The organism is Nocardia sp. Root136, from assembly GCF_001427185.1.
Classification (GTDB): domain Bacteria; phylum Actinomycetota; class Actinomycetes; order Mycobacteriales; family Mycobacteriaceae; genus Nocardia; species Nocardia salmonicida.
The window spans coordinates 72792-85873 of the sequence record NZ_LMFE01000004.1 but is presented as its reverse complement, the minus strand read 5'-3'; the positions used below and the strand labels follow the sequence as shown (position 1 = coordinate 85873).

Annotated in this window: 12 protein-coding genes; 5 read left to right on the top strand and 7 right to left on the bottom strand. The window is 68.5% G+C overall.

Annotated features, from left to right (window positions below):
• Positions 1–38: 38 nt before the first annotated feature.
• Together ASD42_RS16205 and ASD42_RS16200 are read right to left on the bottom strand one after the other, a co-directional pair.
• Entirely contained in the window at positions 39–1349 is a 1311-nt protein-coding gene (locus tag ASD42_RS16205; protein WP_056817540.1) for a cryptochrome/photolyase family protein, read from the bottom strand.
• On the bottom strand, positions 1346–1939 hold the full coding sequence (locus tag ASD42_RS16200; protein WP_056817538.1) for a lipocalin family protein: 594 nt from the start codon (positions 1937–1939) through the stop codon (positions 1346–1348). The genes ASD42_RS16205 and ASD42_RS16200 overlap by 4 nt, the downstream gene beginning before the upstream one ends.
• A gap of 174 nt (positions 1940–2113) precedes the next feature.
• Here ASD42_RS16200 and ASD42_RS16195 point away from each other — a divergent pair, with 174 nt between their 5' ends.
• Complete coding sequence (locus ASD42_RS16195) at positions 2114–2950, top strand: MerR family transcriptional regulator (RefSeq protein WP_056817537.1); 837 nt, start codon at positions 2114–2116, stop codon at positions 2948–2950.
• 168 nt (positions 2951–3118) lie between these two features.
• Here the strand turns inward: ASD42_RS16195 and ASD42_RS16190 are convergent, their stop codons facing one another.
• Positions 3119–4471, bottom strand: a complete 1353-nt coding sequence (locus tag ASD42_RS16190) for a TIGR01777 family oxidoreductase (protein WP_056817536.1) — start codon at positions 4469–4471, stop codon at positions 3119–3121.
• Between the two features lie 58 nt (positions 4472–4529).
• Positions 4530–6020, bottom strand: a complete 1491-nt coding sequence (locus ASD42_RS16185) for a multicopper oxidase family protein (protein ID WP_056817535.1) — start codon at positions 6018–6020, stop codon at positions 4530–4532.
• Positions 6021–6234: 214 nt separating this feature from the next.
• Between ASD42_RS16185 and ASD42_RS16180 the strand changes: the two genes are divergently transcribed.
• The 3 genes from ASD42_RS16180 (at position 6235) to ASD42_RS16170 (ending at position 9206) form a co-directional block, all read left to right on the top strand.
• Positions 6235–7389: a sensor histidine kinase gene (locus tag ASD42_RS16180; RefSeq protein ID WP_056817534.1), complete on the top strand. Its 1155-nt coding sequence runs from the start codon at positions 6235–6237 to the stop codon at positions 7387–7389.
• Positions 7386–8024, top strand: coding sequence for a response regulator (locus tag ASD42_RS16175; RefSeq protein WP_056817533.1), 639 nt, complete (start codon positions 7386–7388; stop codon positions 8022–8024). The genes ASD42_RS16180 and ASD42_RS16175 overlap by 4 nt, the downstream gene beginning before the upstream one ends.
• Before the next feature lie 144 nt (positions 8025–8168).
• The gene (locus ASD42_RS16170; protein ID WP_056817710.1) at positions 8169–9206 is read left to right on the top strand and encodes an alpha/beta hydrolase; all 1038 of its coding nucleotides are present in this window, start codon (positions 8169–8171) and stop codon (positions 9204–9206) included.
• Here ASD42_RS16170 and ASD42_RS16165 read toward each other — a convergent pair whose 3' ends face one another.
• From ASD42_RS16165 to ASD42_RS16155, 3 genes are read right to left on the bottom strand one after another with little or no spacing between them, the layout of a single operon-like run.
• Positions 9207–10088, bottom strand: coding sequence for an amidohydrolase family protein (locus ASD42_RS16165; protein WP_056817531.1), 882 nt, complete (start codon positions 10086–10088; stop codon positions 9207–9209).
• Positions 10085–11125 (bottom strand): nucleoside hydrolase, encoded by a 1041-nt coding sequence (locus tag ASD42_RS16160; protein ID WP_056817529.1) that lies wholly within the window; start codon positions 11123–11125, stop codon positions 10085–10087. Before ASD42_RS16160 ends, ASD42_RS16165 begins: the two co-directional genes overlap by 4 nt.
• Before the next feature lie 55 nt (positions 11126–11180).
• Positions 11181–12395 carry an FAD-dependent monooxygenase gene (locus tag ASD42_RS16155; RefSeq protein ID WP_056817528.1) on the bottom strand — a complete coding sequence of 405 codons (1215 nt, stop codon included), beginning with the start codon at positions 12393–12395 and terminating at the stop codon, positions 11181–11183.
• A gap of 106 nt (positions 12396–12501) precedes the next feature.
• Between ASD42_RS16155 and ASD42_RS16150 the strand changes: the two genes are divergently transcribed.
• Positions 12502–13071, top strand: a complete 570-nt coding sequence (locus ASD42_RS16150) for a TetR/AcrR family transcriptional regulator (RefSeq protein ID WP_056817527.1) — start codon at positions 12502–12504, stop codon at positions 13069–13071.
• The last annotated feature ends 11 nt before the right edge of the window (positions 13072–13082 follow it).

The window sequence follows — 13082 nt, the reverse complement described above, 5'->3', positions numbered from 1 at the left end:
GACTGGTCGCGAGCAGAAGTGATTTCCTCGACATCGCGCTAGCTGCCGACACAGTCGATGATCGGCGCGGGATAGTCTGCCGCATCGACGTTCTCGCGCCACGGACGGTGAATGCTCGCGCCGGGCAGATGCGCCAACTCGGGCAGCCAGCGCCGCACGTAGATGCCGTCGGGGTCGTAGCGGTCGGCCTGGCGCAGGGGGTTGAGTACCCGGTTGGGCCGGGTGTCGGTGCCGGTGCCCGCGACCCACTGCCAGTTGAGCTGGTTGTTCGCGAGGTCGGCGTCGACGAGCCAGCGCAGGAAATGTGCCGCGCCGACCCGCCAGTCCTGGTGGAGCGACTTGGCGAGGAAGCTGGCCGCGATCAACCGCGCTCGCCCCGGCATCCAGCCCTCGGCGCGCAGTTGCCGCATGCCCGCGTCGACGATCGGGTAGCCCGTGCGCCCGTCTCGCCAAGCGGCGACGGCTTTTTCGTCGTCGGGGCCGGCGCTCACGCGTGTGCGATAGTCCGACCAGGCGGCATCGGGGCGGGCGGCGAGCACCTGGTGGTGGAAGTCGCGCCAGGCCAGCTGTCGGGCGAAGGCGAGTCCGCCTTCGGTCGACGTATCGACCCGGCTCACCACCTCGGTGGGCGAGACGCAGCCGAAGTGGATATACGGCGACAACCGGGAGGTGGCATCGGCGGCGAGAAAGTCGTTGTCGCGGGCATAGTCGACGATCGGGCCGTCGAGCCAGTCCTGCAGCAGGGCACGCCCGGTGGACTCCCCACCGACCTGCAACCGGGGCGACGGCTCTCCCGAACTCAGATTCTGCGCTTCTGGCAGCGCCTCACTCCGGATCGTCGGCACCGCCAGTGATCGCGGCGCCGCCAGCGGGGTGCGGTGATGTGCCGCGCTCCAGCGCCGGAAGTACGGGGTGAAAACCGCGAAATGATCGCGTCCCGTCGACGGGACCAACTCGGCGGAAGTGGCTGTGACGGAACCGGAATGGCACACCACGGTGATGTCGGGGATCTGGCGCAGCGCCTTCTCGCGCTTGCCGCTGTAGCGGCTGACGTCCTCGGCCAGGTGCACGCTCGCGGCGCCGGTCTCCTTCACCACTCGCTCGACTTCGTCGATCACCGTGCCCCGGCGCACGACGAGCGTGCCGCCGAGTGCGCGCAGTTCCTTGTCGAGTTCGGCCAGTGCGGCGGCGAGGAAGTGCGCGCGATTGGGTGGGCAGCGATCGGGCACCAGCGCCTCGTCGACGACGAACAGCGGCACCACCTGGTCGGCAGCGCGCGCGGCCGCGGTGAGCACCGGGTTGTCGTGCACGCGCAGGTCGCGGGTGAACAGGGCGATGGCGACGCTCATCGTGCGCAGAGGGGCGCCACGCCCTCGCGTCCACCGGTCGTGGGTGAGGTGAGATAGATGCACGGGTCCTGACCGGCGATCCTGATCGCCTCGTCGATCTGCTGCCAGGTGGCATCGTCGAGTGCCGGAGTGCGGGAGAGGACGAAACCGGACAGCCTGCTCGGCGAGGTGACCAGCGCCCACGAATAGTCCGGGGCGAGTGCGGTCACGATGTAGTTGGTGTCTCCCACGCGCCCGTCCTGGCCGGGCACGCCCGGAAAGCTCACGTGCAGTTGAGCGTTGGTGGCCGGGTCGTTCACCGTCGCGGTGCCACGGATCTCGTCGACGCCGCCGGTCCAGGTGCGGCAGCGGTTGAACACGCCGACGTCGCCGTTCGGGTCGAGGGTGTAGGTCGCGGTGGTGTCACGCGCGCAATTGAGGTTGAACGGCTGCGGCACCGCCGCGAGCTGATTCCATTCGCCGAGATAGCGGTCGAGCTCGAGACGGGGTACCGGCGCGGGCGGTTGGGCGACCGCGGTGGCGGCGCCCGTGACGGACAGGCCGACGGCGATCAGCAGGGTGGTGGTCCACGGGCCGAGACGGGTGCGCACAGGAACTCCTCGCGGGTAGGTGGTGTTCTCACTATGCTAGCAGCAAACGATGCATTATTGATGCATGAAATGGTCGGTTCGGTGGGAGGTCGATTCGGCGGGCAGCGTACGCCGCCGACGCGCGGAGGACGGGTCGTGACGCGCCGGTCATGCCATTGCGGGCAGAATGAAGCGATGTCCGCCGGTTTTGCTCCCGAATCCGCCGCGGCCGGATTCACGGTGCGCGCGGTGGCCGATCGTCTCGGCATCCCGACCGCCACCCTGCGGAGCTGGAACCGCCGCTACGGCATCGGTCCCGCCCAGGATCGGCCCGGCCGCCATCGCCTCTACTCCGACACCGATATCGCCGTGCTCGAGCACATGCTCGAGCTCATCGGCGGCGGCGCGAGTCCGGCCGGGGCCGCGGCGGCGGCTCGTGGGCCCGCGCCGGTGCTCGGTGACCGCGCCGGCCTGCTCGACGCGGCGTTCGCACTGGATACCACCTCCGTGTGCGCGCATCTGGACGCGCACGTGCGGGCGCACGGCGTTGTCCAGACCTGGGAGACCCTGTGCCGCCCCGCCTTCGCTGATGTCGTCGCGCGGCAGGGCGGCGGTGAGGGCTGCATCGACGTCGAGCACCTGCTGTCGTGGTCGATCGCGGCAGTCATGCAGCAGGTGAAACCGGCGCAGAGCAGCGCGCCCGTGCTGCTCGCGTGCACCAGCGGTGAAACGCATTCGCTCCCGCTCGATGTGCTGCGTGCCGCCCTGGCTCAGGCCGGTGTCGGTGCGCGCATGCTGGGTGCCGACGTGCCGACGGTCGCGCTGTCCGACGCGCTCGCCAGGCATCCGAGCGGGGCCTCGGTGCTGCTGTGGTCGCAACGGGAGTCGACCGCGTTGACCTCGGCGGTGCTGGCCTGTGCGGGGGCAGGCGCGCGAGTGCTCGTCGGTGGGCCGGGGTGGGAGGTCGTGATGCTGCCCGAGACGGTCGAGCGGATCGGCGGACTCGCGCTCGCGGTCGATGCCCTGCGCTGAATAGTGCCGGATCTGCCGCGTTCGGCTCGGTGCGACGGGCCAACGATGCGCAGTCGATGCGCGTTCGAGGCGGCACGGGGCGCGACCGGTGTAGAACCAGCTGGCCGGTGGTGGTCGGACCCCGCCGACTGCAGTCGCTCGATGCTGACGACTGGGCGCCGGACTCTGTCAGCTCGCGGTTCGCCCGAGTAGATGCCGCAGCGTCTCCTCCAGCCCTTCCGTGCGGAAGGTGTGCCCTGCCTCCGTCAGTCGGGTCGGAGTCACCCGCTGGTTGGCCTCGGCGAGTTCTCGCGATCCCTGTCTGCCGAGAAGGATGGCCGGACCGAAACTCGGAACCGGCAGCAGCGCGGGACGATGGAGCACTCGTGCCAACACCCGGGTGTAGTCGCTGTTGCGAACTGCCTGCGGCGCAACAGCATTGACCGGTCCGCGCAGGGTGTCGTCCCACAGCGCGCGATGGTAGACGTCGACGAGATCGTCGATACCGATCCACGACAACCACTGTCGGCCGTCCCCGATCCGCCCACCGAGCCCGGCGCTGAACAACGGTCGCAGCAACCGCAGGGTGCCGCCACGCGGAGACTGCACGATGCCGGTGCGCACCCGTACGACGCGGACTCCGCCCACCGCGGCGGGCTCGCAGGCGTCCTCCCACTGCTCGACCACATCGGCCAGAAACCCGTCACCGCGCTCGGACTGCTCGGTCAGCGTCTGCTCGCCGCGGTCGTATCCGTAGTAGCCGATGGCCGAAGCGCTGACGAAGGTGTCGACCCCCGAGGCGGCGGCGAGTTCGGCGAGCCGCCGGGTCGGCTCGATGCGGCTGTCGGCCACCGCGCGCCGGTGCTCGGCGGTGAACCGTCCCGCGATGGATGCCCCGGCCAGGTGAACCACGGCGTCGACGTCGGCGAGCAGGTCGGCGGCGGGCGCGGCGGGGTCCCACTGTCGTTCGTCGGGATGACGCGCGTCATGGCGGACCAACCGCACCACGCGATGCCCGCCGGTGCTGAGGAAGGCGCTCAACGCGGAGCCGACCAGCCCCGACGCGCCGGTCATCGCGATCGTCGACGGTCGCCAGCCGGACTGGCTCGCGCGCAGGTGGGCGGCCAGATCGTTGGTCAGCTGGCGGTAGCGGTAGTCGAACATCGGCCGCAAGACCGACTCCGGAATCGGGGTCTGCACCCGATCGATGACCCGGGTATGCGCGTCATCGATCTCGGCGAACTCGTGAACGTGTCGCCACGGCAGCAGTCGCGAGACCGGCAACGAGGCCAGCCCGTCCGCCGCGACGGCGTCGGCGAACCGCTCCGGCGGGCGATACTGCTCGGGGTCGTGCGCGGCGACCCAGCGCAGCCCGCCGGGAAGACCGAGCACCGCACGCCCGGTGGCCAGCGAATCGGCCTCGTCGAGCAGGGTGACCGGTTGCCACGGCGGAGCCAATCGCGTGAACGCACCGCGACGAGCGAACCAGGCGAAGACGTCGGCCCGGGGTGTTGCGACGATGCCAGAACACTCGATGCCCATGACTCGACTGTAGCCACGATCAGCGATCGGTGAAGCGATGACGCATCGAAACGCGGCCTCAGCCGTGGCCCATCGCGCCCATGTCCATCTGCATGGGAGCGGCTTGCTGACCAGGGGCGAGGACCAGGAACTGGCCCATCATGCCCTGGTCTTCGTGGTGGAGGAGGTGGCAGTGGTACATGTACGGATAGGTGGGATCGGTGTGGTCGGCGAAGTGCATGGCAAGGGTGTAGGTGGAGTCGGGGGCGGTGTAGACGGTGTCCTTCCAGCCGGAAAGGGCTGGGGGAGGCGGTGTTCCGTCGACGGCGAGGATCTGGAATTGGACGTCGTGGACGTGGAAGTTGTGCGGCCAGTTGTCCTTGTTGCGAACCGTCCAGACTTCGGTGGTGTCGACGGGAATGCTCATGTCGATGCGGTTCATATCCATGCGGCGGTTGTTGATCATGAACCATTGCAGGTCGAACGAGCGGGTCGGTGAGGTGGTCGCGGCGGCGAGGGCACGCATCGGGATCAGCGTCGTGGGCAGCGCGGCGGAAGGTCGCAGGGATTCGGCGGCACGCAGTGTCAGGATGTCGAAGGTGTCGTCGAAGCCGAACTCGGTGGCGCGGTCGATGCCCGCTCGCTCGCTGATCGGCAGGGACCGTAACGTGACGTTCTCGCCCGCACCAACGGTGACCACCATTTCGACACGTTCACCGGGACTCAGCTGAATCCGGTTCGCGGAAACTGGTTTCGGGAGCAGGCCGCCGTCGGTGGCGATGAGCTGGAACGCTCTGCCGTCGCCGAAGGCGAGGTTGTAGAGGCGGCCCGACGAGCCGTTGAGGATTCGCAACCGGACCCGGTCGGTGGTGACCGACAGGTGAGCGTCGGCGATGCCGTTGGTGACGATCGTGTCGCCGAGCAGGCCGACATCGGTGGCGTCGGATTCGTCGAGCGCGCCGTCCGCGGTGAACCGGCGATCCTGGATCACCAATGGAATGTCGTCGACGCCATAGTCTTTCGGCAGGTCCAGCGCGTCCGCCGGATCGTCGTCGATCAGGAAGAAGCCGGAAAGCCCACGGTGGACATGCTTTTCGGTCGCGCCGTGTGGATGTGGGTGGTACCAGAGCGTCGCGGCCTGCTGCTGCACCGTCCACGTCGGCGCCCACACCGCGCCCGGCCCGATCATCTGGTGGGGACCACCGTCGAACTTCGCGGGCAGGTGCATGCCGTGCCAGTGCACCGAGGTGGGCTCGGGCAGATCGTTGGTGATGGTGAAGGCGACCTTCTCGCCACGTCGAGCACGCACCGTCGGCCCGAGAACCGACCCGCTGTAGCCCCAAGTGGGGGTCCGCTTGCCCTGGGTCATCTCGGTGGTGCCCGCCTGCGCCCGCAGCGTGAACCGGCGGACGCCGTCCGCTCCGACGGTCGCGGCGGCCAGCGGCGGGATGGGCAGCGGGCGGGTCGAGCCGGCGCCCGGACCAGGTGTCGACGGGCGAATCGAACACCCGGCCGCGAACACCACCGGTGTGAGGGCCAGACCGGTGAGAAATCCTCGTCGCGAGACCACATGCGCTCCTTCTGTGCGGGAACCTCCAGCTTGGTGCGATGACGGCGGCAGCGACTCCGCCGAACAGCCGGATCGGGCCCACCGGATTCCGCCCGCACGGCCCTTGCGGACATGCCGGTCACGTGGTAAGCCGAGCCGCTCGGTCCTCTCCCGCGCGGACGCGCCGACCGCCTGCTGGTGCGGTCCGAACCGCTCGGTCGCCTACCGTGGGGGCGTGATCGACATCCGTGCCCGCCGCGACCTGCGCGGGCTGCTGCGGTGGCTGCCGCTGGCGCTGATCCCGGTGTTGCTGCTGGCCAGCACCTACCCGGACCAGTACCGCGTGCCCGCGCACTACTGGCTGCTGGCGATGACGGCGGCCGTGGTGTTCGCGGCCGGATCACGATGGCCGCTCGCGGTCTCGCTGGTGCTGTCGGCGCTGGCCGTACCGATGCTGCGCACGGAGGCCTGGGGCGTATCCGGCCTGGTGCCCTACCTCGGCGCGGTGGCCCTGGTCGATGTGGTGGCGCGCACGCACCGGTGGTCGATCGTGGCGGTGGCGACCGCGGGATGGGCAGCCGCCGTGACGCTCGGGCGGGTCGGTCTGCACGACAACTCGATCGGGCGGGCGTCCACCCTCGTCGAGGCCGCGGCGTATGTGGGACTGCCGTTGCTGCTCGGGCTGTACCTGCGCGGACAGCGTGACCTGGCGCGGAATCTGCGACTGCGCGCTGTCGAGGCGCAAGCGCGCACCCGTCTCGACGAGCGCGCCGCACTGGCCAGAGAACTCCACGACGTGGTCGCACACCACATGGCCTCGATCATCCTGCGGATCTCGGTAGCCGGACATGTTGTGCGAGAAGCCGATCCGCGCATCATCGCTGTCCTCGACGACGTCCGTGGCACCGCGGCCGACGCGCTCGCCGACATCCGCAGGCTGCTCGCCGCCCTGCGTGATCCGGCCCTGGGCACCGTCGCCCTGGTCGATACCGAGGCGGTGGCGACCGAAATCGACGCCGCGCTCACCCGGGCTCGTGCCGCCGGGTTCGCCGTGGAGGCCGAAGTCGATGCCGACCTCGGCCGGCTCGACGCGATCAGCAGGCTCACCCTGCTACGGCTGGTACAGGAATCACTGACCAACGTGATGAAGCACGCCGATCATGGTGTGCCGGTGCGATTCCGGATCGGCAGACACGACGACGGGATCACCATCGAGGTCGTCAGCGGCGCTCGCGAAGCGACTGCCGTCGCGGGACACGGCATCGTCGGGATGCGCGAGCGCGCCGAACTCGCGGGTGGCACCCTCACGGTCGGCACGGGCGCCGACGACGAGAGTTGGACAGTGCGCGCCTGGCTGCCGGACAGTAGAAGGGGAGTGGAGGCGTCGTGATCACAGTCTTGCTGGTGGACGATCAGCGTCTCGTCCGCGCGGGCCTGCGGATGCTCATCGAGGACACCACCGATCTCGTCGTCGTCGGGGAGGCGGCCGACGGCGTCGAAGCGGTGCGACTGTACGCCGAGCTGACCCCCGACCTGGTCGTCATGGATCTGCGCATGCCCGGACTGGACGGTGTCGCGGCGACCCGGCAGATCCTCGCCTCGTCACCGCGCGCGAAAGTGCTCGTGCTCACCACCTTCGACGACGACGAACACCTGTTCCCCGCGCTATCGGCCGGGGCCGCGGGCTATTTCGTCAAAGACACCGAGCCCGCTGTGCTGCTCGACGCGATCCGGCGCACGGTGGACGGTGATCTGCTGTTCTCGCCCGTGCTCCTGCGTCGACTGGTCGGACGGGCTCTCGCAGCGCAATCGGCCCCTGAAACGCCATCCCTGCCTGCCGATCTCACGCCTCGTGAACTCGACGTTCTGCGCCTGGTCGGCGCCGGGCACGGCAATCAGGCGATCGCCGACCAGCTCCATCTCGGCGTGAGCACCGTGAAGAGCCACGTCGCCAACCTGCTCGACAAAACGGGCACCGACAACCGCATTCGGCTCGCTGTCTACGCGTCCAAGATCACCGGCTGATCGCCCGGGCAGCATTGTGACGGTGACCAATCACAGCGGGTTGTTGGTGACGAAATGGTATGAGGACGGTAACAGCGATGTGATCTAGCCCGATACTGTGATCGACCGCACTGAGCGGTCTGTTTAGGTGTGGAGGTTGGATCGATGAAGTGCCGCAGTGCGGTCTCGGCGGTGCTCGTCGCGGTGTGCTCGACGATGATGAGCGCGGGCGAGGTGCACGCACAGGGTCCGGAAGCCGCTGTGGCGGTGGTGAATCCAGTCGTGACGAGCGAAGGGTCGCGGGCCGAGGTCACCGCTGTCGACGGTCGGCAGGTGACGGTGCTGATCCACTCCGCGGCCATGGGGCGCGAAGTCTCCGTCAAAGTGCAACGGCCCGCCGACACGTCGGTACCGCGACCGTCGCTGTATCTGGTGAACGGCGCGGGCGGCGGTGAGGACACCGCCACCTGGGAGCAGAACACCGACGTGGTGGACTTCCTGGCAGGCAAGGACGTCAACGTGGTGATGCCCGTGGGCGGTGCGTGGAGCTACTACACCGATTGGCGCGAGCCCGATCCCATGCTGGGCGTGAACAAGTGGCGCACCTTCTTCCTCGACGAACTGCCCACCGTCGTCGACACGATGTTCGCGACGACCGGCAAGAACGCGATCGCGGCGAACTCGATGACGGCCACCTCCGTCCTGCAACTCGCGATCGCCAAGCCGGGACTGTTCCGCTCGGTCGCCGCCTACAGCGGCTGCGCCCAGATCAGTGACCCGGTGGGCAGGCAGTTCGTCAATGTCGTCGTCGGGACCGGCGGCGGTGACGCGTCGAACATGTACGGACCTCCCGGTGATCCGGCCTGGGCAGCCAACGATCCCGTCGTGAACGCCGAAGGTCTGCGCGGGACGAAGCTCTACGTGTCCAACGGCAACGGCCTGCCCGGCGAATTCGACAAGCCCGGCGACTCGCACCTGGTCACCTGGGGGCCGGTCGGATTGGCCAACCAGATCGTCATCGGCGGCGTCATCGAGGCCACCACCCAGTGGTGCACCAAGAACCTGCAGCGGCGGCTGGACGAACTCGACATCCCCGCGACCTTCGACGTGTCGACCCAGGGCACTCACTCCTGGGGCTACTGGCAGAAGGCCTTCAAGAACTCGTGGCCGCTGCTGGCCGACGGGATGGGTATCCCCGCCTGATCAGTCGAGCTCGAACAACCGCACGGCGTTGTCGTGGCAGACCTTGCGCAGCCAGTCCGGACCGAGGTCGAGGCGCTCCAGCGCGGCCACCGCCTCGGCGTAGGGATACGGGATGTTGGGGAAGTCACTGCCGAACAGGATGCGATCGGCGAAGCGGCGCAGGCGTTCTCGTTCGGCGGGCGGGAAGGGCGCACCGCCTTCGCTGAAGTCGGTCCACACCATGGTGGTGTCGAGATAGAGCAGCGGGTACTGCTCGGCCAGATCGAGGAACTCGCTGTATTCGGGGGTTCCCATGTGCGCGATGATCAAGCGCAGGGTCGGGAAGCGCCGCAGGAGTTCGGCGATGGGGGCGGGTCCGGTGAATTCGCCGGGGGCGGGACCGGATCCGCAGTGGATGAGAACGGGCGTGCCGGATTCGGCGAGGATCGCCCACACCGGGTCGAGCAGGGGGTCCAAAGGCGAGAACGCGCCGACCTGGATGTGCACCTTGAACACTCGCGCGCCGTTGTCGATCGCCTCGCGGACGTAGCGTGGCGCGTCCGGCTCGGGGTAGAAGGTGGCCGTGTGCAGGCACTCGGGGGTGCGGGCGGCGAACTCTGCGGTCCAGTCGTTGAGCCAGGCGCCCATCTCCGGCTTGTGCGGGTACACCAGTGAGGTGAACGCGCGGACGCCGAAGTCGCGCAAGGTTTTCAGGCGCACCTGTTCGTCGTCGCGATAGGTGATCGGCCACGGTCGACCGGTCAGCGGCCCGGCGGTGTCGAAATAGGCCCAGACCTTGCGCATCACCTGATCGGGCATGAAGTGGGTGTGGACATCGACGATCGCGGGCAGGTGGTAGCGGGCGCGGAAGTCGGCGAGATAGGCAACAGTGTCTACGGTCATGACTGCTCCGGGTAGAGGCGGCGGGCAAGTGCGCCGACGCGAGTGACGAGGCGTTCGAAGAAGACGGCGGGGTCGGTGCGGATCGCGATGTCGGCGTTGGGTTCTCGGCCCCACATGCCCGCCCAGTCGGCGACGGTGGTGGCGCGGGTGATGGTGCCCGCCAGTTCCACGTCGACGGTGGCCGGGCGAGTGGTCGCCAGGGTCGGGTCGAGTGCCACCGCGGCGGCGAACGGGTCGTGCATGTGCGCCAGGTAGCCCAGGTCGTACTGGTGGTGGAAGTCGAAATAGAACCGCACCGCGTCGGTGAGATAGCGGATGATCGGATTGCTCGCCGCCGAACGGAATTCGGGGGGATCGCCCGCGCCGACGTGCTCGATCGGTGCGCTGTGTGCGGCCCGCGCCAGCAGTTCGAGGTGTTCGGGGACCATCTCGATGGACTCGGTGATGTCCAGTGCGCAGACCAGCGGTCTACGGTCCGGCGGTGCCGCCGAGAAGGCGTCGAACACCTCTTTGGCTGCTTCGGGGTCGACGTGGATGTTCCACTCGTTGGTCGGGGTCGTGTTGCCCGGATGGTTGAACGCGCCGCCCATGATGACCAGACGGTGCAGCAGGCGCGGCAGTTCGGACTCGATGCGCAGGGCCAGTGCCAGATTGGTCAACGGCCCGGTGCACAGACCGGTCACCTCGCCGGGATCGGCGCGAACCAGGTCGACCCAGAGTTGGGCCGCCGACCGCGACGACAGCGAGCGCGGCGAGACGGGCAGTTCGGCGTACCCGAGGCCCTGTGGACCGTGGGTGTCCTCGGTGGTGCGCAAGGGGACGGCCAGCGGTTCGGCCGCGCCGAGCGCCACCTCGATCTCGGGTGCCCGGCCCAGGTCGAGCATCGCCAGGGTGTTCGCCGCGACCTGTGCCCCGTCCACGTTGCCCGCGGTGGCGGCGATGCCGATGATCTCGGCGTCGTCGCAGGCCAGCAGGTAGAGAATGGCGAGGGAGTCGTCGATCCCGGTATCGACGTCGAGGATGATCTTCTGCGGCACGTCATCGAGAGTAGCCGCGGACCTCACCGGGCCCGCGGCCAGTCTGTGGGTGGGCTCAGTAGGTCGGCAGGGCGAATTCTTCGGTGTGGCCGAAGAAGATCTTCTTGGTCAGCGGACGCATCGGGCGCGACATCATGAGTCGCACGTTCGCCTTGGCGAGCCGGGTCAACAGCGGGGACTTGGGGATCATCATCGCCATACCGCCGCCGGGGATCTCCTTGGCCTTGTCCAGGAACGGCGAGATCTTGTCCTGGTAGCGCTGCTGCGCGCCTGCCAGATCGTCTGGTGAGGCGGCGATTTCGGCGGCCAGCACATACGCGCCGACGATGGCCATCGCGGTGCCCATGCCGCTCAGCGGGGAGCCGCAGTAGCCCGCGTCGCCGATCAGCGTCACCCGGCCGATGGACAGCTCGGGCACGTCGACGCGGGCGATCTCGTCGAAGTAGAAGTCGGGTGTGGATTCCATCGCGGCGAGGACCGCCGGGGCGTGCCAGCCCGCGTCGCCGATCGTCTCGGCGATGAGTGCGCGCTGGGCGTCGGTATCGCGGCGCAGCGCAGGGTCCACCTCGGTGCGCATGGTGATGATCGCCTTGGCGGTGGCCGGGTCGCCGTCGGGGCGGATGCCGAGCATGGCGCCGGGCACCAGGCGCATGCTGAACCAACCGGGCTCCACATCGGCCGGCTTCGGCATGGTGAAGAAGGCGCCGTACCCGCCGAGGTTGGTGCTGAACTTCTCCTCGGGTCCGAAGACGAGCCGGCGGGTCGCCGAGTGGATACCGTCGGCGCCGATGACCAGGTCGAATCGCTCGGTGGACCCGGAGGCGAAGGTGACGTCCACGCCGGCGTCGTCCTGGACGATCTTGTCGATCCATTCGCCGTAGCGGTAGTCGAGCCGGCCGTTGTCGGCGGTGGCCAGCGCGTCGAGGAGTACCTGATTGAGATCGCCACGGGTGATCTCGATTTCGGCGACGGCGCCTTGGCCGTCGAAGTCCTCCATCGCCATCCTGGCGTAGATCTTGCCGTCGCCGTCGATGTAGGACATCCCGCGCTCGTCGAGCTGGTACTCGGCGATGCCCGCCATCAGGCCCATCCGCTGTGCGGCCTCCTTGCTCGGGCCGCGCAGATCGACGGCTTGGCCGCCGGGGCGGGGGGCCGCGGCGCGTTCGACGACGGTGGTGCGAATGCCGTTGCGCAGCAACTGGAGTGCGACCGCGTTGCCCGCGATGCCGCCGCCGGAGACGAGAACGTGCAGGGGGCTGGTGATGGTCATGATGGTGTTTCCCGTCTGATGTACGAATGTCTTAGACATATGTCTAACAGAGATTTGCACGCCTGTCTAGAACAAACGTCTAAGACGATCGGGTAGGCTGCTGAGCATGGGCAACAGGGAAGATCTACTGGCTGGGGCGCGCAAAGTGATTCTGGAGCGCGGCGTCGCGAAGGCGACCGCGCGCGATATCGCCGCCGCGGCGGGGGTGAGCCTGGCCGCGATCGGCTACCACTTCGGGTCGAAGGACCGCCTGGTCACCGAGGCGTTGAGCGAGGCGCTCGGCAACTCCATCGGTGACGCGATGGAAGGGCTGATCGCCGCCGGCGCGGGGAAAACGCCACTGGAAGGGCTCGCTCAGCTCTGGAACGGAATGCCCGCGGTCTTCGCCGACAACCATGAGGCGATGCTGGCCAGTCTGGAGAACATCGTGCGGATCGTGCGCTCCGATGATGCGCGGGGCCAACTCGGCGACCAGCTATCCGGCGCGTTCGACGACCTCGCCGCGAACGTTCAGGCGGCACACCCCGAACTCGACGCCGCCCAGGCCGCGGCTATCGGGCGGATGTACTTCGCGCTCGTCCAAGGACTCGGAGTGCTGTGGCTGCTGAATCCGGGCGAAGTGGTCGCCAACGGTGATCAGCTGACGGCCGCGGTCTCGGCGCTGGCCGGAAAATGACCGGGGCGAGG

What these genes read in the sequence shown, in the direction of transcription:
- ASD42_RS16205 (WP_056817540.1), bottom strand. Translation starts at nt 1,349, where the DNA reads ATGAGCGTCGCCATCGCCCTGTTCACCCGCGACCTGCGCGTGCACGAC.
- ASD42_RS16195 (WP_056817537.1), top strand. Translation starts at nt 2,114, where the DNA reads ATGTCCGCCGGTTTTGCTCCCGAATCCGCCGCGGCCGGATTCACGGTG.
- ASD42_RS16190 (WP_056817536.1), bottom strand. Translation starts at nt 4,471, where the DNA reads ATGGGCATCGAGTGTTCTGGCATCGTCGCAACACCCCGGGCCGACGTC.
- ASD42_RS16170 (WP_056817710.1), top strand. Translation starts at nt 8,169, where the DNA reads ATGAAGTGCCGCAGTGCGGTCTCGGCGGTGCTCGTCGCGGTGTGCTCG.
- ASD42_RS16165 (WP_056817531.1), bottom strand. Translation starts at nt 10,088, where the DNA reads ATGACCGTAGACACTGTTGCCTATCTCGCCGACTTCCGCGCCCGCTAC.
- ASD42_RS16155 (WP_056817528.1), bottom strand. Translation starts at nt 12,395, where the DNA reads ATGACCATCACCAGCCCCCTGCACGTTCTCGTCTCCGGCGGCGGCATC.
- ASD42_RS16150 (WP_056817527.1), top strand. Translation starts at nt 12,502, where the DNA reads ATGGGCAACAGGGAAGATCTACTGGCTGGGGCGCGCAAAGTGATTCTG.